Here is a 20,549-nt window from a genome sequence, read left to right on the forward strand (position 1 = left end):
GAACAAATGTTCTCTGTTAGCAAATATAAATTGCAAGCCTTTCGCAAAAGAGGTTGTTTTCGATAGGAAACTCTGGAGCATGACACATATTTGAGGTGAAATGATGTTAAAAGGACTTTATACAGCAACTTCAGCAATGATCACCCAGCAGCGCCGCACAGAGATGCTGACGAATAATATCGCGAATGCAAATACGCCGGGATATAAAGAAGACCAAGGGTCAATCCGTTCTTTCCCGGAAATGCTTTTGAGCCGGATTGAATCCGATTCTTTCAAGGCCGGCAGTGCTTCTCGTTCGTTTTCAACACAGACGCCAATCGGCTCTATCAATACAGGGGTTTATATGCAGGAACTGAAGCCTCAATTCTCGCAAGGTGATCTGCAAAGCACGAATGAGCCGACAGATATCGCAATCAGCGAAACTGAAGTTCCGGTCAACGAGGAAACAAACGATAAAGCAGCGCTTTTCTACGCGGTCCGGCTTGAAAATGGGGATGTACGCTATTCAAGAAGCAGCCGTTTTTCTTTAAATGAAAATAATCAATTGACAATAAACGGCCGACTCGTCCTTTCAACGGAAAATCGGCCGATCACGGTGGGAAGCGAGAATTTTCAAGTCGCTGAGGACGGTACGGTGACTGAAAACGGCCAAAACCTGGGAAGAATCGATGTTAGAATCGCGCTCGATACGAGAAATTTAGCAAGAGAAGGCGATGATCTGTACCGTACTGAAAACGGTGAGGCGCTGCCAAGCGCAGTCGGCAATCCCGAAGTCACTTATTCTGTCAAGCAGGGGATGACCGAACGGTCGAATGTCGACGTGACGAGAGCCTATACGGAAATGACCGCTGCCTACCGCTCGTTTGAAGCCAACCAAAAAGTTCTTCAGGCTTATGATAAAAGCATGGAAAAGGCGGCCAATGAGATTGGAAGGATCGGATAAATGACCGATCGCGATCAGCGTAAATGGAGGATGTGGAAAAACGATGCTTAGATCCATGATCACGGCTTCAAACACAATGTTTGAACTGCAAAAACAAATTGATAATATCAGCCATAATCTTACAAACACCGATACAACGGGATATAAGGCAAAAAACACGAGCTTTTCGGAGCTGATCAGGCAGCAGATCGAACAGGTAAACGAGAAAAATAATGAAGTAGCGGCAAGCAGAAAGACGCCGCCCGGACTTCGCCTCGGCGTCGGAGCCGTCATGACCGACCGGCTGACGCATAAACAGGGAAGCCTTAAGGAGACGGGCCGCGATCTTGATATTGCATTGACTTCTCCTTATCAGTACTTTCAGGTCAATGTCGACGGGGAAGTGCAATATACAAGAGACGGGGCATTTTACTTAACGCCTGCGGCGGGGAACGCCAACCAGATGCAGCTGGTGACGAAAGAAGGACATGCCGTTCTTGATGAAAACGGAAATGCCATCCGCTTCAACCAGCGCTATAAACACATCAAAGTCGACGATTCAGGAAGTGTCACCGTTTCGTCAGACAATCAGGGAGAAGCGCCATTGCGTTTTAACCTGGGGATCGTCCGGGCTGTTAAACCTCAGGCTCTTACGGAGGAAGGAAGCAATCTTTTTTCTGTCAGCGATGAATTGAGAGCAACGGCTCTTATCAATCTGAACGGAGCCGGGCGGCAGGACATTTCTCTAAAACAGGGTTTTCTCGAAGCATCAAATGTCGATGTATCGAAGGAAATGACCGATCTGATCTCTTCGCAGCGGTCTTATCAAATGAATTCCCGCGCCATCACGATGGGCGATCAAATGATGGGGCTGATCAATTCAGTACGTTAGCACAGCAAACAGGAGCCGGCCAAACGACGTTTGGTTCAGGCTCTTTTTATTTTCATTCTCAGCGTTTTAAACCGGTTGTACCTCATCTTTTGTTGAAAAAGATTCCGTTTCATAATATACTTCCAGATGTACAGAATAAGGCACTGACATATCATTCTATACATATTTTTCGAAAAAGGAGATGTCAAGGCAATGCTTGATGCTCAGCAAATTAAAGAAATCATTCCCCACCGCTATCCGTTTCTGCTGGTAGACCGTGTGACAGAAGTAGAGGAAGGAAAACGGGCCGCGGGTTATAAAAATGTGACAGTAAATGAAGAGTTCTTTAACGGACACTTTCCGGATTATCCGGTGATGCCTGGTGTTTTAATTGTTGAAGCGCTTGCGCAAGTTGGTGCAGTGGCGCTTTTGATGAAGGAAGAAAACCGCGGAAGGCTCGCGTTTTTTGCGGGAATTGACAGCTGCCGTTTCAAAAAGCAGGTAAAACCGGGCGATCAGCTCCATCTTGAGCTTGAAGTGCTTCGTTTCCGCGGTTCCATCGGCAAAGGAAAAGGAGTCGCAAAAGTAGACGGAGAAGTCGTGTGTGAAGCCGAATTGATGTTCTCTCTTGGTGAAAAGCAGGAATAATGTAAACAGAATGGGTTTTCGTAAAAGCCCATTTGTTTTTTTATCATGAAAGCGAAAAGGTGATCATTCATGTGGAAAGAATTTAAAAGTTTTGCGATTAGGGGAAATGTAATCGATCTTGCAATCGGTGTTATTATAGGAGGCGCTTTTGGAAAAATCGTGACTTCGCTTGTCAATGATTTGATGATGCCGCTCCTCGGCCTTCTGCTGGGAGGCCTGGATTTTTCCGCGCTGTCGTTCACATTTGTTGATGCCGAAATTAAATATGGGTTATTCATTCAGTCGATCGTCAATTTCTTTATTATTTCGTTTTCCATTTTTCTATTTATCCGTTATATCTCGAAGCTGAAGAAGAAGGATGCCGAAGAAGAAAAAGCTGCTCCTGATCCGCAGGAAGAATTGCTTAAGGAAATACGGGATTTGTTAAAAGAGCAGACGAGACGTTCTTAAAGCTATAAATGAAAAGGCTGTCCGGCGAAGACAGCCTTTTCTATATATTTTGCTTAAATGCTTCAAGAAGCCGGTCTCCGGAATATCCTTCTTTCATTAAATCTTCCAAAATCTTGTCGGAGCCTTTCCTCAGCTTTGAGCTGACCATTTTGCCATCTAATAAGACGGAAACATGCTCGCCTAGCACCGTGATGTTTTTGACCTTCGCTAACAGCTGTGCTGGGCGGTTGCTTTTTTTCGTGATCGTTACATATGCTTTCACTTCTTTGCCTTCCTGAAGGAGGTATTCGAAAAAATACCGGTATTCTTTCGAAACCAGCCCTTCAACCATCCAGTGGTTTTCTCCGTCTTCTTTATTAATGATAAGGCCGTCGATCAGCGGGAACTCCTCAAGCCGCTTTGAAGTTTCATCCTGGCGGACAATTTTTAAATCAATAAGCCTAAAGGTTTTCACTAGTATCACCTCACAAGCTTCCATAGTTGTATAACCATTATAGCACATTCGCTCGGGAGAACTCTTGACCCTGGTTTGCTTCTTCAATAGGAGCATATTCATATTTTAAATTTTGCAAAAAGTATTTTATATTGCTTTATTTTTATTTATACTTTAGGTGATATTGAGCAGGAGGTGACTTATGAACCATTTTTACTTAAAGGAAGTATTTGTGATCGCAAGCAATCCAGCTGCTGACTGCCGTCAATATATGCCTATGATTTGCTTTTCAGCCGGTAACAAAAAGCACGAAATCAGCACGTATGCGAATGAAGGCATCGTGTTTCGCTATGAAACAAAGGACAGAATGGAAATATACGAATTTCAAGTAACGCTTAAACAGAAAGAGTTGTCATTTCGTCTGTATGCTTGGGACGGGGGCTCATATGTCCGCGTATACTCAGAGCGGTGGCTGTCATCTCCTGTTTTTTTTCAGTTTCTGAAAAATACGTATTTCTCAAATAACAATGAAATGATTTTTTTGATTAATGGCAGAAAAAAGCAAAAATTATGACATGAACCCGGGTTTTTTCCGGGTTATTTTTCATTTATGAGGATTTTGCTTAAAAACCGTTCTCTTATAAACTGGAGATACCCGAACAGGAAGGGAGGGACGAAATGTTTAATGAGATCATGCTGGTCGGGCGATTGACAAAAGATCCCGAACTTCGGTATACATCTGACGGTGTCCCTGTTGCAAATGTGACGCTGGCTGTCAGCAGGCCTTTCAAAAATGCAGCAGGCGAAATTGAAGCGGACTTTGTCAATTGCACTCTGTGGCGCAAAACTGCCGTGAACACAGCCGAATATTGCGAAAAAGGCTCCATCATCGGGCTGAGCGGAAGAATCCAGACCCGCCAATACGTCAATTCAGAAGGCGAACGCGTCTTTATTACAGAAGTTGTCGCCCGGTCAGTCAGATTTTTGGGAGAAAGCCGAAAAGCGCAGGAGCCGGCGGATGCTTAAACCGCAAGATTCCTTCTATAAACTCCTTTCTTAAAAAAAATCAATCAATATCCCCTTTTTTATCCCCCTTTATGGCCGGTTTTGAATGACCGGTTTTTTTATTTTAGACAAAAAATAGACAAATTTAAATTGACGTCCAAAAATTCCGTATGTATAATGTAAGCGAATACAACAACAAATGATCAACGCTTGCACAAATGTGCAAAAGTAAAGGGTGATCTTATGGAAATGAAGGATGATAAACGCCTTCTGATCAAAGTCTGCAAAATGTACTACGAAGAGGATATGACACAGAGCCAGATTGCAAAAGCAACAGGGATATACAGAACAACCGTCGGACGCATGCTGAAAAAAGCGCGCGAGGAAGGAATCGTTAAAATCACGATCGATGACCATGTCGGGACACACTACGATTTGGAACGGGAGCTCGAACAGCTGCTTGGGCTTAAAGAAGTGTACATATGCGACGCAAAACCGGAACAAACAGCTGAAGACAAGAAGAAACTCGTCGGCAAAGCAGGAGCCGAAATCTTAAAACGCGTCGTGAAAGACGGGGATACGGTAGGCTTCGCATGGGGGACGACGATGGCGGGAATGATCGGGGAGTTTCACGGTGTTAAAAAACGGAGCGCTTCATTCGTGCCGCTTGTCGGCGGTCCGGGCGCCATGGATACGAAATATCACGTGAACAGCATCGTCTACAGCATCGCCGGTGACTTTGGAGGCACACCCTACTTTATAGATGCGGCAGCCGTTGTCGAAAAAAAAGAAACGAAAGAGGAAATCGTCAAGTCCCACTATTTCAAAAAAATAGAAAGTCTGTGGAACGGCCTTACCGTGGCAGCTGTCGGAATCGGAGCGCCGCTTAGTTCTTCAAATATGATCTGGACCGGATTTTACGGCGATCAGGATATCGAGCGCCTTGAAGATAAACATGCAGTCGGAGATATATGCTCGCGCTTCTTTGATCGTTCGGGAGCATTAGTAGAGACAGAGATTCATGACAGAACCATCGCGATAGACATCAACCGGTTAAAGGACTTGGAGTATTCCATCGGTCTTGCCGAATCCCATGAAAAAGTTCCTTCCATTATCGGGGCTGCAAAAGGCCGCTATATTAATATTTTAGTGACAACTGCCGAAACAGCCAGAGAAATTGCCGAGGAGGTGAGAAATCAATCATGATCATTTACTTTATCATCGCCCTTGGAGCTGCATGGCTTCTCCAAAGCGTTTTTGGTTTTTTGCAAATCAGGCATTTCAACCGAACGTTCGCCGCGTACAGACGTATGGGGAGAGTCGCGATCGGAAGGAAGACCGGCTTATTCAGAGCCGGAACGGTCGTCCTGTTTGTCATTGACAAGCGCAATAAAATTTTGAAGGCATCAAAAATGCAAGGTGTCACCGTCTTTTCAAGAATCAGGCCTTTAAAAGGGTTTGAAGGAAAGTATTTGCTGAAGATCGGACAAGCGGAGCTTGCCCGGCACGACCGCCTCACACGGCTCGCAATTGAAGACGCCTTGAGAACATTCGACATCATCACGAAAGGGGGTGATGTCCCGCAGAAGAAAACACGGCTTCAAAAACTGATGAGCTTTCAAATCAAAAAAAGAGGTGAAATATGAAAAACGTAACATGGCTTGCGGAAAAGTTTATGGATTTATTCAGGCATGGCGGAGAAGTGTTTGTCAGTATGCTTACAGACATTGTTCCTTTATTGATTATGCTGCTTGTCGCCATGAATGCCCTGATACGCCTGATAGGAGAAAAGCGCGTCGAAGCGCTCGCGAGGAAGTCGGGAAAAAATCCATTGACCAGATACATGGTTTTGCCTGTCATCGGTACGTTCATGCTTGCAAATCCAATGACGCTGTCGCTTGGCAGGTTCTTGCCTGAAAAATACAAGCCGAGCTATTATGCGGCTGCATCCTATTCCTGTCACACGCATAACGGACTTTTCCCGCACGTGAATCCGGGCGAGCTGTTTGTTTTCCTCGGGATTGCCGCAGGGATTACGACGCTCGGGCATGAAACGACAGAGCTTGCTCTCCGCTATCTTTTGGTCGGGATTGTGACAAACTTTCTCAGGGGCTGGGTAACGGATATGACAACGGCTTATGTCGCGAAACAGCAGGGCATTGCCTTGAAAGATTCGGTTGATCTTAAATAAGAAAGGCGGTTTAGGAGATGAGTTCCTATCGTTCGGTTGAAGTTTCAAAAGGGCCGGGGGGGTTTGGCGGGCCTCTGGTGATCACGCCTGATGAAGAGAGAAATAAAATCGTGTACGTCACCGGCGGAAACAAACCCGATTTTGCGGATCACTTAGCTGAGCTGACGGGATGCACCCTGGTCGACGGCTTTAAAACGACAGTACCCGAAAGCGAAATGGCCGCTGTGATCATCGACTGCGGAGGGACGCTGCGCTGCGGACTTTACCCGCAAAAGCGCATTCCGACGATCAATGTGATGGCGACCGGGAAAAGCGGGCCGCTTGCCGCCCATATTACAGAAGATATATATGTTTCCGGAGTAAAAAAAGAGAATATTAAACTGCTGGGAGCTGTGGAGGAGCCTGAACAGTCTAATATTCCAGAAGAAAAACAAATACAAAATAAACAAAACCATTATAGCACAGAGAAAAAAATTAGTGAACAGCAGTCGCCGAAAGGGATAATGGCGACAATCGGGATGGCCATGGGATCGGTCGTCAGCACGTTTTATCAAGCGGGACGGGAAGCGATTGAAACCGTTATCAAAACAATTCTTCCGTTCATGGCTTTTGTGGCGCTATTGATCGGCATCATTAAAGAGTCAGGCATCGGAGACATTTTTGCCAAGTATTTATCACCATTTGCAGGATCACTGCCCGGATTGCTATTAATCTCGCTTGTTTGTTCATTTCCGCTGCTTTCCCCGTTCCTTGGACCAGGGGCGGTGATTGCACAAGTTGTCGGTTCTCTGATCGGTGTCGAGATTGGCAAAGGAAACATTCCGCCGAATTTGGCGCTGCCGGCTTTATTTGCGATCAATTCGCAAGCCGCTGCCGACTTTGTTCCAGTCGGTCTGGGTCTTGCGGAAGCGGAAGTCGAAACGGTTGAAGTCGGGGTGCCGTCGGTGCTGTATTCGCGTTTTCTGACAGGAGCGCCAACCGTTTTCATTGCTTGGCTGGCCAGCTTTGGCATGTATGACAGCTGAGGTTTTCTTAAGGAGGGAGAATCATGGTCATGCTGTATGAAACAAAAATAAACAGAATCGGAGCTCAAGCAGCGGCATTTACAGAAGAAAAAATGCTCATCTTATTTGGCGAAGGTGCTCCGGATGAATTGAAAGATTATTGTTTATCAATTGATATAAATCCTGTAGAAGGCGAATTCAAGGAAGGTGATGAGCTTTTGCTGGGCGGCGAGTCCTACAAAATCACAGCCGTTGGCGGAGCTGTTCGTCAGAACCTGGCGAATCTCGGGCATATTACGCTGAAATTTGACGGATCAGCTTCAGCCGAGCTGCCGGGAACACTGTACCTTGAACGAAAAGAACAACTGCCGGAGGTTTCAGCAGGAGACTGTATTCAAGTTAAAAGATTCTCATAAGGAGCGGGTGCAATATGGAGATGAATAAAGGAAAAGTGGCATTGATATGCGGCGGCGGCCAAAGTCTCGGAGAAGCGCTGTCCTACCGCATGGCAGAGGCGGGATATGACATCGCGGTCGCAGACATCAACGGCGAGAACGCCGAGAGGACGGCTGATCATGCAGCCGGTCAATACGGAGTCAAATCGCTGTGGATTCAAGCGGATTTTACAAAGGAAGCCGATGTGAAAAAAATGATCGGCAGGGTCACGGACGAATTCGAAAAAATCGATGTGATGGTGTACAGTGCGGGAATCGCCAAAAGCAATAAGATCACAGATTTTGAACTGGAAGACTGGGAACGAACCATTGAAGTCAATTTGACCGGGTATTTTCTTTGTGCGAGGGAAACGTCAAAGGTCATGATTGAGCAGGGAAGCGGGTCAATTATTCAAATCAACTCCAAATCGGGAAAAGTCGGCAGCAAGCATAATACAGCTTATTCAGCTTCCAAATTTGGAGGCGTCGGTCTCACTCAAAGCCTCGCGCTTGATCTTGCCGAACACAACATTCGCGTGAACAGCATTATGCCGGGGAATTTGTTAAAATCGCCAATGTTTCAAAGCTTGATCCCGCAATACGCGAAAAAGCTCGGCATTCCGGAGAGCAAAGTAGAGCGCGTGTATACCGAAAAAGTGCCGCTTGGGCGGGGCTGTACGTATGATGACATCGCCAATGCCATCCTATTTTACGCTTCTGACCAGGCATCCTATATGACGGGTCAATCGATCAATGTAACCGGAGGGCAGGTCATGCATTAAAACACGAGGGGGATGCGATAATGAACATGCTGATTGATTCAGCGCATATACCGGAGATTGAAAGATTGCTGGATTCAATTCCCGCTGGCGGCGTCACAACAAACCCGACGCTGATCGCAAGGGAAAAGCAGCCCTTTAAACAGCAGATTCAAGATATTCGGCGGCTCCTTCCCGAACATCTGCCTCTCCATGCCCAGGTGATCGCCGACCACTGGCGGGATATGGCTGATCAGGCGAAGGCGCTCTATAACTGGCTAGATGGAAACGTGTCGGTGAAAATTCCGGTGACGGCACAAGGGCTTTACGCGATCAGAAAGCTTGCGGCTGAAAACATCCAGCCACCGGGACAACGGTTTATACCGCTGCACAGGCTGTACTGGCGGCAAAAGCAGGCGCCTTCTATGTCGCGCCGTATGTCAATCGCATTGATCAAGAGTATGGTAATGGGGCGGGCGTTGTCAAAACGATTGTCGGCTTATTCAACACATACCGTTTAAATTGCAAAGTGCTAGCGGCAAGCTTTAAACATAACCGTCAAATTCTTGCCGTCATGGAAGCGGGGAGTCATGAGGCGACAGTCAGTCCTGAGCTTTTAAGCCATTTGGCTGACCATCCGGCTGCAGACCGTGATATCCATGCGTTTCGTGAAATTTGGCACTCTCAATATGGAACATTTTCATTTTAGTTAGCGAGCCTGAGGGCCGGGAAACCGGCCCCAGGCTTTATTTTTGCTTACCATTACTTATGTGTTCTTGATTTATTCGGTGAAATTGCTTATAATCACTTATAAATGATGAATTTTACTTGCGTAAAGAAGGAATGATCGAGTGTATCAAGAGGAAAGGTTAATTTCCATCATCGACTATTTAAAAGAGCATAAACGGATTTCCGTTGAACAAATTTGTTCTTTATTCGGAGTTTCAAGAGATACGGCAAGGCGGGATCTGGTCAAACTGCAAGAGCAAGGCGCCATTATCAGAACAAGGGGCGGGGCGATTATGCCTACCGTTCATGATGAGGTCAAAGACTATTCGGGCAGGCTTGGTATGGTTTCCGAAGAAAAAAGCATGATTGGAAAAGCAGCCGCTTCTTTAATCAGAGAAGGTGACCGCATTATTTTGGACGCTTCCACGACAGTCCAATCATGCGCCGAGCATTTGCCGGATATCAATTGCACGATCATCACCAATTCGATTAACCTTGCGGATGTTCTTTCCTCTAGAAAAGGGGCTGATATCCACCTGCTTGGAGGAAAGCTTCAAAAAGAGCACCGCTTTTTGTACGGCGCCTCCGTCATTGAAAAACTGTCATGCTATCACGTTGATAAAGCACTGATCGGTGTGGTCGGGGTTTCTGAACACGGGCTTACAATCGCCCATGAGGAGGACGGAATGGTGAAACGGAAAATGATTTCCCAAGCAAAGCAGGTCATAGCGCTTGCCGACCATTCGAAAATCGGGAGAACGGATTTTTACCGGTATGCTGAACTCAGTGATATCGACCTTCTCATTACAGACCGACTGCCGTCGAAACCGTTTCAGAAACTGCTTGATGAGCACGATGTGGAGCTGCTCGTGGCTGAACATCTCGATACTTAAGGGGGAATACAGCAGATGAAAATGATTGCGGTCGATTTAGACGGGACGCTGTTAAACAGTGAAAGCAAGATCTCAAAGGAAAACATCGATGCGATTAAAAAAGCGCGGGAACACGGGATTGAAGTAGTGGTTGCCACTGGGAGAGCATCCTTTGATGTTCAAGCGATTTTTGAGCCGACAGGTATTAAAACATGGATTATCAGTGCCAACGGAGCGGTGATTCATGATCCTGAAGGCCGCCTTTACCACTCGGTGCCGCTTAACCGGAAACGGGCGGAAGGAATTCTTCAATGGCTTGAAGAAAAGAATTACTATTATGAGGTATTCAGCGATGAAGCGATCTTCACGCCGCAAAACGGCCGCGAGCTGCTTGACATTGAGCTGGACCGCTTGAAAAGCGCAAATCCCGAGGCCGATCTTTCAAGACTGGAACTCGCGGCTGAACAGCAGCTCAGCCAAAACGGATACGCGTACATCAGCTCCTATACCGACCTGTTTTTAGCCGGAAAGGATGTCAATGTATATAACATATTAGCTTTTTCTTTTCATAAAGAAAAGCTGGAAACAGGCTGGCAGCAATTTAAAGATGCACAAGATATTACGCTTGTTACTTCAGCCGAGCATAACTTTGAAATTGAGCATCTTCAGGCGTCAAAAGGGCTTGCATTGGAAAAGCTTTCACGCAAGCTCGGCATTTCCCTTCAGGAAACAGCTGCCGTCGGAGACAGCCTTAATGATTTTTCGATGCTGAAGATCGCAGGGAAAAGCTTTGCCATGGGCAATGCGCGCGAAGACATTAAAGAGATGGCTGATGAGGTAACGCTCACTAATGATGAAAATGGCGTCGCTCACATCCTGCATCAGCTGATTGAACAGCAAGTCAAACCGGTTTAATTCGTACATCCTTTCAAATCGGCGTGATGCCGGTACACGGCAGCGTAACGATTGAAGGAGTGCGGTTAAGCAGCGGATGTTATTGATCCGCGGGCCGCCGACATTGTCGGCGGCCTTTTTAATGTGGTCTGACCCGGCGGTTATGACTTTTGATTCATTGTTGATAATGGCTAATTTTGTTACTATTTAACTATTCATTGAATTTGAAATGATAGGATCACCTGGTCAAAAGGAGAATGACAAAAATGAAAAAGCCGTTTCAATTACCTGAAAAAATGGCCCGATACCGCGGGCAGTTCGAACAATCAGCGCGGGATTTTTTGAAGCTGAACACGAGAAAAGGAAAAACAGGCCGATATGAAAGCAAACTGGCCGGCGATCCTTATTTTCCAAAGTCTGAACAGTATCCTGTCGATTCACAGGGAAAGCCGATGAAACTGCTTGCGCAAATTAATTTTTCAGAGATGCCCCGCCTTGAGAATTTCCCGGAATCCGGTATTCTGCTTTTTTTTATCTCTGTCAGTGATGATGTTTACGGTTTGAATTTTGACGATCCGTGTGAACAGTCGAGTTTTCGCATCAAGTATTTTGAGAATGTCATCGAAAATAAAGACGAGCTTGTCGACGATTTTTCGTTTGTGAAGCTTGAGGACGAGCTGGCATTTCCGATTGGATGCGAAGCTTCAATCACGCCTGACATAGGGTCTGAACTTGTCTCTGCGTCTGACTTTCAATTTGAGCGATACGCGGGAACGGATGCTTGGACATTTTTTGAGCAATTCGGCGATCAAGAGGAAGCGGTGTTCGAAGAATACCATGAAATGTACGGCGGCTTCTCCCATAAGATCGGGGGCTACGCAGCCTTCACGCAAGATGATCCGCGGGAAGGCGATTTTCAAGAACATACCGTTCTGCTTTTGCAAATTGATTCTGATGAGGACATTGAGGCGATGTGGGGAGATGTCGGAATTGCGAATTTTTTTATAAGGCCTGATGATTTAAAGAATAAGGACTTTTCAAACGTATTGTATAATTGGGACTGTCATTAAGGGGCGCCGCAAACACAAAAAACAGCTGTCTATAACAGACAGCTGTTTTATTTAACCCGTAATAGCCGAAGCGTTCAGGGTAAATAATTCCTCAAGTTCATGCTCAGAAAGTTCGGTGATCCAATTTTCGCTTTGGATGATTTGATCGTTGAGCGATTGCTTCGATTCGAGCATTTGGTCGATTTTTTCTTCAATTGTGCCGGTGGTGATCAGTTTATGAACGTGGACGAACCGCTTCTGTCCAATTCTGTAGGCGCGGTCTGTCGCCTGATTTTCAACTGCGGGATTCCACCATCTGTCATAATGGATGACGTGATTGGCGGCCGTCAAATTGAGGCCTGTGCCCCCGGCTTTTAATGATAAGATCAGAATCGGAAATTCCTTGTTCTGAAACTGCTCCACCATTTTGTCCCGTTCAAGCTTGGATAAACTGCCGTTCAGAAACTTGACCGGTTCGCCGAATGACTTCTCGAGCAGACGCTTCATCATATCTCCCATCCCGAGATATTGGGTGAAAATCAGGCAGCTTTCATCGCTTTCGCGAATCGTCTTCGTCAGCTCCAGCAGTTTTTCGAGTTTGACTGACCTTCCGTTAAGGAGCTCGCTCCCGGTCTCTTTTAAGTAAAGGGCAGGGTGGCCGCAGATTTGTTTGAGCTTGCCGAGCATGCTTAAGATGAGAGCTTTGCGCTGCATTCCGGCGAGGCTTGACATATGTTCAAACGTATCTTTGACAAGCTGTTCATATAGTGAAGCCTGTTCTGCTGAGAGCGGGATGAACTCTTTTTCTTCCTGTTTTTCAGGCAGGTTGAGCGCGACTTCCTTGTCCTGCTTTGTCCGTCTTAATAAAAACGGTTTGATCAGCTGCTGGAGCTGTTCGATCCGTTTTTCGTCGCGGTCTTTTTCAATCGGCAGGACAAAACGCTTATGGAAGCTGCCGAGGCTTCCGAGATAGCCTTTGTTCATGAAATCGTAGATCGACCACAGCTCCGTCAGGCGGTTTTCCATCGGAGTCCCGCTGAGCGCGATATGATGCAGGCCTTTCAGCTTTCTGATTGAACGGGATTGCTTCGTGTGCGCATTTTTTATGTTTTGGGCTTCGTCAAGGCAGATGCAGTTCCAGGCGACGCTGCTGAGATCGTCAAAGTCGGATTGGGCGAGGCCGTATGACGTCAAGACGATATCCGCATCTTTGTAAGATTCCTGAAACGCTTCACCTTTAGGGCGTTTTGGCCCGTAATGGAGCGCTGCCTTCAGGCCGGGCGCGAAGGTCTCAAGCTCGCGCTGCCAGTTCCCGAGGACGGAAGTCGGTGCAATGATGAGAGACGGCGTTTGTTGTCCCTGTTCTTTTAAATAGGCGAAATAGGCGATCATCTGGATGGTTTTTCCGAGCCCCATATCATCTGCCAAGCAGGCGCCGAAGCCGCAGTTTCTGAGAAAAATCAGCCAGTTCAAACCGTCTTCCTGATAAGCTCTGAGCGTTCCGTGAAAATATTTGCTGACCGGGTATGACGGGAGATCATCGCGCTGGCTCAGCTTTCTGATCATGTTTTTCAGCTGATAGGACAGTTCAAACCGCACATCGCTGAATGCGGAAGCATCGAACAGATCATCTTCCTCGCGGGTTTCGCCCCGCTCCGTCAGCTCGCGCGCCAGGATGTCAGACATATGAAGCCCCTCTGTTTCTGCTCGCTCCATCAGCTTTTTCATTTGTTTGATAAAATTCGGATCGATTTTGATCCACTGCCCGCGTATGTTGACAAGCCGTCTTTTATTGGCGACAAGCTGCTCGAATTCCTCCTCTGTGAGTTCGATTCCATTAGTCGCAAAACGCCAGTTGAAGTCCATCAATGCATTCATTCCGACAAAAGACTCGCCGCGGGGCGCCGATGACACTTTCGCTTTCAGCAGCATATTGCTGTCTCTCACGATTTGCCACCATGACGGCAGCAGAATTTCAATCCCCATGTTGACAAGTGTTTCGCTTGCTTCGGATAGGAAAATCCATGCTTCCTCTTCCGTTAAAAGCGTCGTCCCCGATTCGATCGTCAGCCAGGGCACGATTTGGCGGAATCTGTCTTGTTCGCGGGCGATTTTGTCAGCGTATGCCTGCCACGATTTTTTCAGCCTGTTCAAGCCTTCAAAGAACTGAATGGCGCCGTTTTTTTTGTCGCGCAAAAACAGTTCGATTTTCCAATCGTCTCCGTCAAAGTCAGGTTCATTTAAGCGGAGTCCGACGGTAAACGGCACAGGGTTTTCATGCCAGCCGATCGTTTCAAGAAAATCGTCTTCATCGAGAAAGTGTCCCTGAAATGTGGTGACGGCGGGAGAATGTGCGACAATCGATTCCCATTTTGCTTTTAACTCGTCATTGTAGTTAATGTAGTCTTCGACAGCGTGTGAAAACCATTCAGCTGTATAGCCTTCCAAAATCCCTTCTTTATCTTTCCAGCGCAACACCTCTTGCTTCCATGCTTCATAGTCGGGAAGAAAGTCTTCATCTGCGATAAACTCATAAATGGTGGAAGCCGTTTTCATCAAAGGTTCGGTTTCCTCGGTGAGGATGATGTCGCTGTAAGAATTAAATGAGTTTTTGCCGAGAAATTCGACCGCCATCCACGGGGACAGCAGAACCGCCGGAGTATCTAAACCGGCATCTTCGAGAAACGTTCCGTAAAAAGACGATTCGTGCCACTGAAACAAATGCCTTTCCATTTCATTTCGCGTGAGAAACTGATGATCCCCGTCATGACAAGATAAAATAAATGTATAGTCTTCTGATTGTTCGACATGTATCACGATTTCCTTAAGACTCGCCATCGATCAACTTTCCTTTCTTAAGCTCCTCCTGGAAGGCTCTCAGCCGTTTATAGCGGGCTGAAAACTGCTCCATAAACCGATTCCAGACATCCTGTTTTTTCGATTTTTTATAAAGGGTGCGCAGCTTTTTTAATTGTTTGACGGCTTCTTTGTAGCTTGAGCGGTTTTTTTGTTCAACCAGCCCGGAAATTTCTCTATGATAGGAAGGAATCAATGCTTCAGGAGCCGCTGCTGCAATATCTTTCAAGGCGTTCTGCCCGATCTCAGAGATTGAAAAACCGACAAGGCTGTGGATCTCCATCCACTCCGTAAAGCGGTTTTTGTTATATAAAAAATGGCTGTATTCAGTAAACGTATAAGGAAGGCACTTTTTGCAATACCGTTCATATACATGCTCTTCTTTTGCGTTTTTGCTGTAATCGCTCAGAAACAGGAAGAATTCGCTCAATGCATCGCGTATTTCCCGGTACGGCTTATCCAGTCTGCAGAAGCCGGCTGCAAGCTGCTCAAGGTGTTCATACCATTTTTTCAGGCGCTTCCAGTCTTTTTTGGCGGTCATGACACTGAGCCATTGAAACGTATACGGAAGAATCTCCGGTGAAAACGATCCGGCTTGATCAAGAATCACATCGTCGTTTTTCAGCAGAAATTCAAGATGCAGCCTGCCGAATTGTATTTCAGGGGACGGCTCCATATCGTTCAGTACATCGAGTTCCTGCTTCAGCCAGTTGGGCCGTGACAGAAGCGCACTCCAGATTTCCCCGAAAATCCGCAGCCTTTCATACTGGAAAATGTCTTTCTTGAGCAGCAGTTCCCGAATCACGCCGGGGGTTTTTTCTAAAAACGGATCAAGGGAGAACGATAGCGCATATGTTTTCAGTTCATCGATCGAGCTGTAGATCGTATCCATCAGCTGTTCGATATAAGGATTCAGTGAGTAAAAATCCTTTTCAGGATCGATGCGCCCTTTCTCGACGAGCGAATGCATGGCAAGCCATGTCGCAAGAGCCGCGTGGATTTGATACATTTTTTTCAGCTCCGGCTCCGCAGGCGTCCGCTTTTTTAAAGCTGAAAAATACCCGTAGTAAAGGTATTGCATCGTTTGCTGGTTTTTTGGCGTTTGCTCCTCCCATCGTCTGAACTCCGTTTTGAAAAACGAGGTCCATTGATCGAGCGTGTGGCTGCGGGGCTTCATTCCGCGCTGAAGCTGTCCGAGAATCTCCCGGTTTTCGCGGCGTTTTTGCGCTTCTTTCCAAAACTCCGTAAACGTTCCCAATCGATCATATTGTGCATATAGATATAAGTAAACGGCAAGCACATGCCGGCAGATGTTTTGAGCAGGGCAGGAACAGCTGCTTTTTTTAACGTCGGCGAGGTCGATGAAGACCTTCACCGGGACCACGTCCTGGACGTAAGCGCTGACCGTATGCCCGCTCATCGGCTTGACCCGATAGACGGAATCCTGTCTGTATAAAATAAGGGCTTTTTTCATGAGCTGGATGTTTTCTTCTGTGCACGGCAGTACATGCTTAAACTGTTCAGCTGCATCCATGACAACCGTTTTTGAGATCATGTCTTGAAGCATGTCTATCGCTCCTAACCGAATGGCTTTTAAAAAGTTTCCAATCTCTCTATTATAGCTTAATCAATCCGTCCAAAAAAGATTTTCTCTGGAAAAGGACATAAAAACGGACGGGTGTCGAATAATGTAATAGACTATGGCAAATCGATTCTTTACATCATATAATTTGAAATATAATCAGAAATGTTTTAATTTATGGAAGCTGAAAGGAAAAGGATATGGATGACAAGGAATTGAATCAGGAAGAATTTTTGAGAATTCTTATGCATGCGTATGACGTTGGTGAAAAATCAAAAGACATAACGACGAAAGAACTTCTTGAAGATCTCATTCTTCATATCAAAAATGGATATACGACGTAAAAGGTGTGCAAACTGCGGTTTGTACACTTTTTCGTTCAGCAAAAAGTGTGCAGGTCCTGCAAAAGTCGATATTTAATACCATATAAAGACGCGGTTCCCCAGGTATCTCCCGTTATTTGTCAGGATTCATTTCTTCCGGAAACGAAATAACCATGTATAATCAAAGGTAGGTGTTTAATTTGCTGAAAATTTGAATAAATACACGAATCCTAGAGGGAGGCTTTTATGAGAGATCATATCGGCTTTAAAGATGTGTTCATCGTTTTGAAAAAAAGATTCGTTCTGATCGCACTGATCACCATTGCGGCCGCTCTGTCCAGCGCTGCCGTCAACTTTTATTGGCTCACACCCGTCTATCAGGCATCCGCCCAAATCCTCATCAACGGCCGTCAAACATCGAACTTCACCGACATTCAGACCAACCTTGAACTTATCAACACGTACAACGTCATTATGAAAAGCCCGATTATCTTAAATAAGGTTAAAGACGAACTTAACCTTCCGGAAACGGCTGAAGACCTGAAGCAAAAAGTCACGGTTATCAGCGAAAATGAATCACAGATTGTCAGTATCTCCGCGACTGACAAGGATTATTCCAAGGCGGCGGACATCGCGAACACAGTCGTTGCCATATTTCAAAGGGACATTGACGGCATTATGGGTGAAAATACCGAAGTCAGCCTTGTTGCCAAAGCCAATCCCGATCATTCGCCTGCTCCCGTCAGCCCGAACAAGAAGTTCAACACCGCTGTTTTTACAGGATTAAGCCTGCTGTTTGGCGCAGGGCTTGCATTTTTGCTCGAGCTTATGAAAAATACCGTTCGAAATGAAGAAGACATCGAAAAAGAGCTGAACGTTCACGTGTTGGGAAATATTCTGTATGTGAAACCGAAAAAAGGACAGGCCCCGAAGCTGGAAAGCTTTGTCGGCAAAGATCATACATTCTAAAACGTGAAAACACGGGGAGGTCGCCTATGATCGATATTCATTGCCACATTCTTGCGGACGTTGATGATGGAGCAGCATGTATGAATGACAGTATAGAAATGGCTAAACAGGCTGCCCGTCAAGGGATTCATACGATTATCGCCACACCTCACCACCGAAACGGTGTATACGAACACCAAAAAGAGGCCATCCTTGCAGCTGTTTCGGGTTTAAAGACGAGGGTGCAAAAGGAAAACATCCCGGTTCTCATTACCCCCGGACAGGAAATCCGCCTGTACGGCGAATTGAAGCGCGATCTTGAGCGCGGCAGACTGCTCAGTCTCGCCGGCACAAAGTATTTGCTGATTGAACTTCCTTACCACCATGTTCCGCGGTATGCTGAAAAGCTGCTATTCGATCTCCAATTAAATGGTTACATTCCGATTATCGCACACCCCGAGCGGAACCTTGAATTGATGGAAAATCCCGATCTGCTGTACCGCCTCGTCCAAAACGGAGCGTGTGTCCAGCTGACATGTTCAAGTCTTGCCGGCCGCTTTGGCAGAAGCGTCAAACGGCTCGCCCGCCGCTTTCTTGAAGCGAACCTCGTCCACTTTATCGCATCAGACGCCCACAACCTCACGACCCGATCCTTCTTTTTTGATGCAGTAGAAAACGATTACGGCTGCGATTTCTTGAACGTCTTTACAGAAAACGCAGGCCTGCTCCTGGAAAACCGGGAGATTCATAAAGAAACACCGCGACCCGTCAAAAAGAAGAAGCTGATGGGCCTGCTGTGAAAGTTATTAGAATGTCAGCGCCGGTTATGCGGCGCTGATTTTTTATATCATCCGATGGAAAGCGACCGGACGTCCCCCCTCTACAACAACGGAATGACAAGCCCGCCGTAAGCAAAGGCGGCCACAATCAGGAAAGCCGGATGGACGCGGAACTTCGTCAAAGCCACCAAAGAGATCAGCGCGATGACAAGTGATTGAACCAAGCCGATCGACTGGATCGCGTCACCGCTGATTTCCCACGTCAAAAGAAGCATCATCATGGCGATAACCGGCTGAACCGACAAGGTCATTCCTTTGACGATTGGCGACTGGCGGTAGCGGCCGATCAGCTTGAGCAGCAAAATGAGCGCGATGGCTGAAGGCAGTACAGTTGCGGCAAGAGCAATAAAGACACCGGGCCATCCGAGCACGCTGTAGCCGACATAAGCGGCGATTTTTGTGGCGATCGGGCCCGGCAGAGCGTTTGCAAGCGCAAGCATGTTTGAAAATTCCTCTTTTGACAGCCAGTGAAAATGCTGAACAACTTCTTCAAAATTAAGCGGAATTGAAGCCGGCCCGCCCCCGTAGCCCAATAAGTTTGCAATTAAGAAGGCCCAAAATAAATAAAAGATAATCATGAAGCGGACACTCCTTTATCCTTTTCCCGGGCCGCTTTTCTTTTTAATTTAAAGTGGAACGCGCCATACGTTAAAAACAGGATGACAATGATGCCGGGGTGGATGGAGAACACCTGAAGACCCAAAAACGCAAGAATAAAGAAAAGTAAGCCGGCCAGCAAGCCGAAGCCTTTCAATGCTTTTTGCCCAAATTCGTAAGCCATAATGCCGAGCATGACGGCGATGACAGGGGTGACAGCGCCGATCATGCCGCTGACGATTTTTGAGTGGCTGAGCACATTAACGGCTGCGAACAAGGCGGCCATCGCAGCGCACGTCGGCATGATATGGGCTGCTGTGGCAACGATAGCACCCGGAACGCCTTTGACTTTATGACCTAAATATGCCGACATTTTTGTAGCGATCGGCCCGGGCAGCGCATTGGCGATCGCCAAAATTTCCCCGAATTCATCATCATCGATCCATTTGAACTTAGAAACGGCTTCATGACGGATCAGCGGGATAACGGACGGGCCGCCGCCAAATCCCAATATCCCCGTTCTTGTCATTGCGATGATCAGTTCCCGGTAAGGGTGCTTCATTTCCGTTTCCTCCTATTCAGTTAAAGCTTCATTCCCATTCGGCTCTTATATCGTTTAATCAGCATCTGGCAGTCGACGCTCACAACGCCCTTCAAGGGGTACAGGCGCTTCGTCAAAAATTCCTCCATCTCCTGATCATTTGCGAAAATGCCGTGCATATGCAGCTTGCTCGGCCCTGTCATATGATAGAGGCTTGTCACGGCAGGCTCCTTTTCCAAAGCAACGGCAACAGCCTCTAAATATTGGGGTTCGACTTCAACGTTGAAAAACACCGATACGTGAATCCCAACCTTGACTGGATTGATGACAGCTGTGAATTTTTCAATAATGCCTTCTTCAATCAAGTTGTTGATCCGCGTCTGTACAGCAACTCTTGAGAGTCCCACGCGCTTTCCCAAATCGGTATAAGAGATTCTTCCTTCCTCATGCAAGATCGAAAGGATTTTTTTATCCGTTTCATCAAGAATTAAATTTGGCATATGGTAGTCGAGGCTCACAAATGTCCCTTCCTTTCTGTTTGGTTATTATCATTCGAAATTACTTGTCAATCGCATTTTAAATGAACATTTTGTAAATTGTATC

The 20,549-nt window shown here is 46.5% G+C and carries 25 protein-coding genes and 1 pseudogene; 20 read left to right on the forward strand and 6 right to left on the reverse strand.

Features of this window, described 5'->3' with window-relative positions:
• Positions 1-103: 103 nt before the first annotated feature.
• From BTA31_RS19935 to mscL, 4 genes are all read left to right on the forward strand, one after another.
• Positions 104-943: a flagellar hook-basal body protein gene (locus BTA31_RS19935; protein WP_076793631.1), complete on the forward strand. Its 840-nt coding sequence runs from the start codon at positions 104-106 to the stop codon at positions 941-943.
• Between the two features lie 43 nt (positions 944-986).
• Complete coding sequence (locus BTA31_RS19940) at positions 987-1,814, forward strand: flagellar hook-basal body protein (protein ID WP_076793632.1); 828 nt, start codon at positions 987-989, stop codon at positions 1,812-1,814.
• Between the two features lie 192 nt (positions 1,815-2,006).
• Positions 2,007-2,441 carry a 3-hydroxyacyl-ACP dehydratase FabZ gene (gene fabZ, locus BTA31_RS19945; protein WP_003185902.1) on the forward strand — a complete coding sequence of 145 codons (435 nt, stop codon included), beginning with the start codon at positions 2,007-2,009 and terminating at the stop codon, positions 2,439-2,441.
• A gap of 69 nt (positions 2,442-2,510) precedes the next feature.
• On the forward strand, positions 2,511-2,891 hold the full coding sequence (gene mscL / locus BTA31_RS19950; RefSeq protein ID WP_043925095.1) for a large conductance mechanosensitive channel protein MscL: 381 nt from the start codon (positions 2,511-2,513) through the stop codon (positions 2,889-2,891).
• 40 nt (positions 2,892-2,931) lie between these two features.
• Here mscL and BTA31_RS19955 read toward each other — a convergent pair whose 3' ends face one another.
• Positions 2,932-3,345 (reverse strand): YwpF-like family protein, encoded by a 414-nt coding sequence (locus BTA31_RS19955; RefSeq protein WP_043925094.1) that lies wholly within the window; start codon positions 3,343-3,345, stop codon positions 2,932-2,934.
• 181 nt (positions 3,346-3,526) lie between these two features.
• Between BTA31_RS19955 and BTA31_RS19960 the strand changes: the two genes are divergently transcribed.
• The 13 genes and pseudogenes from BTA31_RS19960 to BTA31_RS20015 all read left to right on the forward strand — a co-directional run bounded on the left by BTA31_RS19960 (position 3,527) and on the right by BTA31_RS20015 (position 12,281).
• Positions 3,527-3,898, forward strand: a complete 372-nt coding sequence (locus tag BTA31_RS19960; protein WP_043925092.1) for a hypothetical protein — start codon at positions 3,527-3,529, stop codon at positions 3,896-3,898.
• A 104-nt stretch (positions 3,899-4,002) separates the two neighbouring features.
• The gene (gene ssb, locus BTA31_RS19965; protein ID WP_043925090.1) at positions 4,003-4,350 is read left to right on the forward strand and encodes a single-stranded DNA-binding protein; all 348 of its coding nucleotides are present in this window, start codon (positions 4,003-4,005) and stop codon (positions 4,348-4,350) included.
• 222 nt (positions 4,351-4,572) lie between these two features.
• Positions 4,573-5,535 carry a sugar-binding transcriptional regulator gene (locus BTA31_RS19970; protein WP_076793633.1) on the forward strand — a complete coding sequence of 321 codons (963 nt, stop codon included), beginning with the start codon at positions 4,573-4,575 and terminating at the stop codon, positions 5,533-5,535.
• On the forward strand, positions 5,532-5,975 hold the full coding sequence (locus BTA31_RS19975) for a transcriptional regulator GutM (protein ID WP_076793634.1): 444 nt from the start codon (positions 5,532-5,534) through the stop codon (positions 5,973-5,975). The genes BTA31_RS19970 and BTA31_RS19975 overlap by 4 nt, the downstream gene beginning before the upstream one ends.
• Positions 5,972-6,520 (forward strand): PTS glucitol/sorbitol transporter subunit IIC, encoded by a 549-nt coding sequence (gene srlA / locus BTA31_RS19980; protein WP_076793635.1) that lies wholly within the window; start codon positions 5,972-5,974, stop codon positions 6,518-6,520. The genes BTA31_RS19975 and srlA overlap by 4 nt, the downstream gene beginning before the upstream one ends.
• A gap of 17 nt (positions 6,521-6,537) precedes the next feature.
• A complete protein-coding gene (gene srlE, locus BTA31_RS19985) occupies positions 6,538-7,545 on the forward strand; it encodes a PTS glucitol/sorbitol transporter subunit IIB (protein WP_076793636.1) in 1,008 nt (335 codons plus the stop codon).
• Between the two features lie 23 nt (positions 7,546-7,568).
• The gene (locus BTA31_RS19990; RefSeq protein ID WP_076793637.1) at positions 7,569-7,940 is read left to right on the forward strand and encodes a PTS glucitol/sorbitol transporter subunit IIA; all 372 of its coding nucleotides are present in this window, start codon (positions 7,569-7,571) and stop codon (positions 7,938-7,940) included.
• 14 nt (positions 7,941-7,954) lie between these two features.
• A complete protein-coding gene (gene srlD, locus BTA31_RS19995) occupies positions 7,955-8,740 on the forward strand; it encodes a sorbitol-6-phosphate dehydrogenase (RefSeq protein ID WP_076793638.1) in 786 nt (261 codons plus the stop codon).
• A gap of 26 nt (positions 8,741-8,766) precedes the next feature.
• Positions 8,767-9,018, forward strand: a pseudogene (locus BTA31_RS23590) (transaldolase family protein); the annotation flags it as partial.
• A gap of 98 nt (positions 9,019-9,116) precedes the next feature.
• Positions 9,117-9,425: a transaldolase family protein gene (locus BTA31_RS23595; protein ID WP_275667512.1), complete on the forward strand. Its 309-nt coding sequence runs from the start codon at positions 9,117-9,119 to the stop codon at positions 9,423-9,425.
• A 142-nt stretch (positions 9,426-9,567) separates the two neighbouring features.
• Positions 9,568-10,338, forward strand: a complete 771-nt coding sequence (locus BTA31_RS20005) for a DeoR/GlpR family DNA-binding transcription regulator (RefSeq protein WP_076793639.1) — start codon at positions 9,568-9,570, stop codon at positions 10,336-10,338.
• A gap of 15 nt (positions 10,339-10,353) precedes the next feature.
• Positions 10,354-11,232 carry a Cof-type HAD-IIB family hydrolase gene (locus BTA31_RS20010; RefSeq protein ID WP_076793640.1) on the forward strand — a complete coding sequence of 293 codons (879 nt, stop codon included), beginning with the start codon at positions 10,354-10,356 and terminating at the stop codon, positions 11,230-11,232.
• A 245-nt stretch (positions 11,233-11,477) separates the two neighbouring features.
• Positions 11,478-12,281: a YwqG family protein gene (locus BTA31_RS20015; protein WP_076793641.1), complete on the forward strand. Its 804-nt coding sequence runs from the start codon at positions 11,478-11,480 to the stop codon at positions 12,279-12,281.
• A 51-nt stretch (positions 12,282-12,332) separates the two neighbouring features.
• On the opposite strand, the gene BTA31_RS20020 is transcribed toward BTA31_RS20015, so the two are convergent.
• Together BTA31_RS20020 and BTA31_RS20025 are read right to left on the reverse strand one after the other, a co-directional pair.
• Positions 12,333-15,098: a DEAD/DEAH box helicase gene (locus BTA31_RS20020; RefSeq protein ID WP_076793642.1), complete on the reverse strand. Its 2,766-nt coding sequence runs from the start codon at positions 15,096-15,098 to the stop codon at positions 12,333-12,335.
• Complete coding sequence (locus BTA31_RS20025; protein WP_076793643.1) at positions 15,085-16,683, reverse strand: SWIM zinc finger family protein; 1,599 nt, start codon at positions 16,681-16,683, stop codon at positions 15,085-15,087. Before BTA31_RS20025 ends, BTA31_RS20020 begins: the two co-directional genes overlap by 14 nt.
• Before the next feature lie 215 nt (positions 16,684-16,898).
• Here BTA31_RS20025 and BTA31_RS22635 point away from each other — a divergent pair, with 215 nt between their 5' ends.
• The 3 genes from BTA31_RS22635 to BTA31_RS20035 all read left to right on the forward strand — a co-directional run bounded on the left by BTA31_RS22635 (position 16,899) and on the right by BTA31_RS20035 (position 18,769).
• Entirely contained in the window at positions 16,899-17,042 is a 144-nt protein-coding gene (locus BTA31_RS22635) for a YwzD family small protein (RefSeq protein WP_003185866.1), read from the forward strand.
• Between the two features lie 225 nt (positions 17,043-17,267).
• Complete coding sequence (locus BTA31_RS20030; RefSeq protein WP_076793644.1) at positions 17,268-17,990, forward strand: YveK family protein; 723 nt, start codon at positions 17,268-17,270, stop codon at positions 17,988-17,990.
• A gap of 26 nt (positions 17,991-18,016) precedes the next feature.
• A complete protein-coding gene (locus tag BTA31_RS20035; RefSeq protein ID WP_076793645.1) occupies positions 18,017-18,769 on the forward strand; it encodes a tyrosine-protein phosphatase in 753 nt (250 codons plus the stop codon).
• A gap of 80 nt (positions 18,770-18,849) precedes the next feature.
• On the opposite strand, the gene BTA31_RS20040 is transcribed toward BTA31_RS20035, so the two are convergent.
• The 3 genes from BTA31_RS20040 to BTA31_RS20050 are packed head-to-tail and all read right to left on the reverse strand — an operon-like array spanning position 18,850 to position 20,446.
• Entirely contained in the window at positions 18,850-19,386 is a 537-nt protein-coding gene (locus BTA31_RS20040; protein ID WP_076793646.1) for a chromate efflux transporter ChrA, read from the reverse strand.
• On the reverse strand, positions 19,383-19,967 hold the full coding sequence (locus tag BTA31_RS20045; RefSeq protein WP_043926536.1) for a chromate efflux transporter ChrB: 585 nt from the start codon (positions 19,965-19,967) through the stop codon (positions 19,383-19,385). Before BTA31_RS20045 ends, BTA31_RS20040 begins: the two co-directional genes overlap by 4 nt.
• Before the next feature lie 20 nt (positions 19,968-19,987).
• Positions 19,988-20,446, reverse strand: coding sequence for a chromate efflux transcriptional regulator ChrS (locus BTA31_RS20050; RefSeq protein WP_202604308.1), 459 nt, complete (start codon positions 20,444-20,446; stop codon positions 19,988-19,990).
• Positions 20,447-20,549: the final 103 nt, after the last annotated feature.

Source organism: Bacillus haynesii (genome assembly GCF_001969855.1).
Classification (GTDB): Bacteria; Bacillota; Bacilli; order Bacillales; family Bacillaceae; genus Bacillus; species Bacillus haynesii.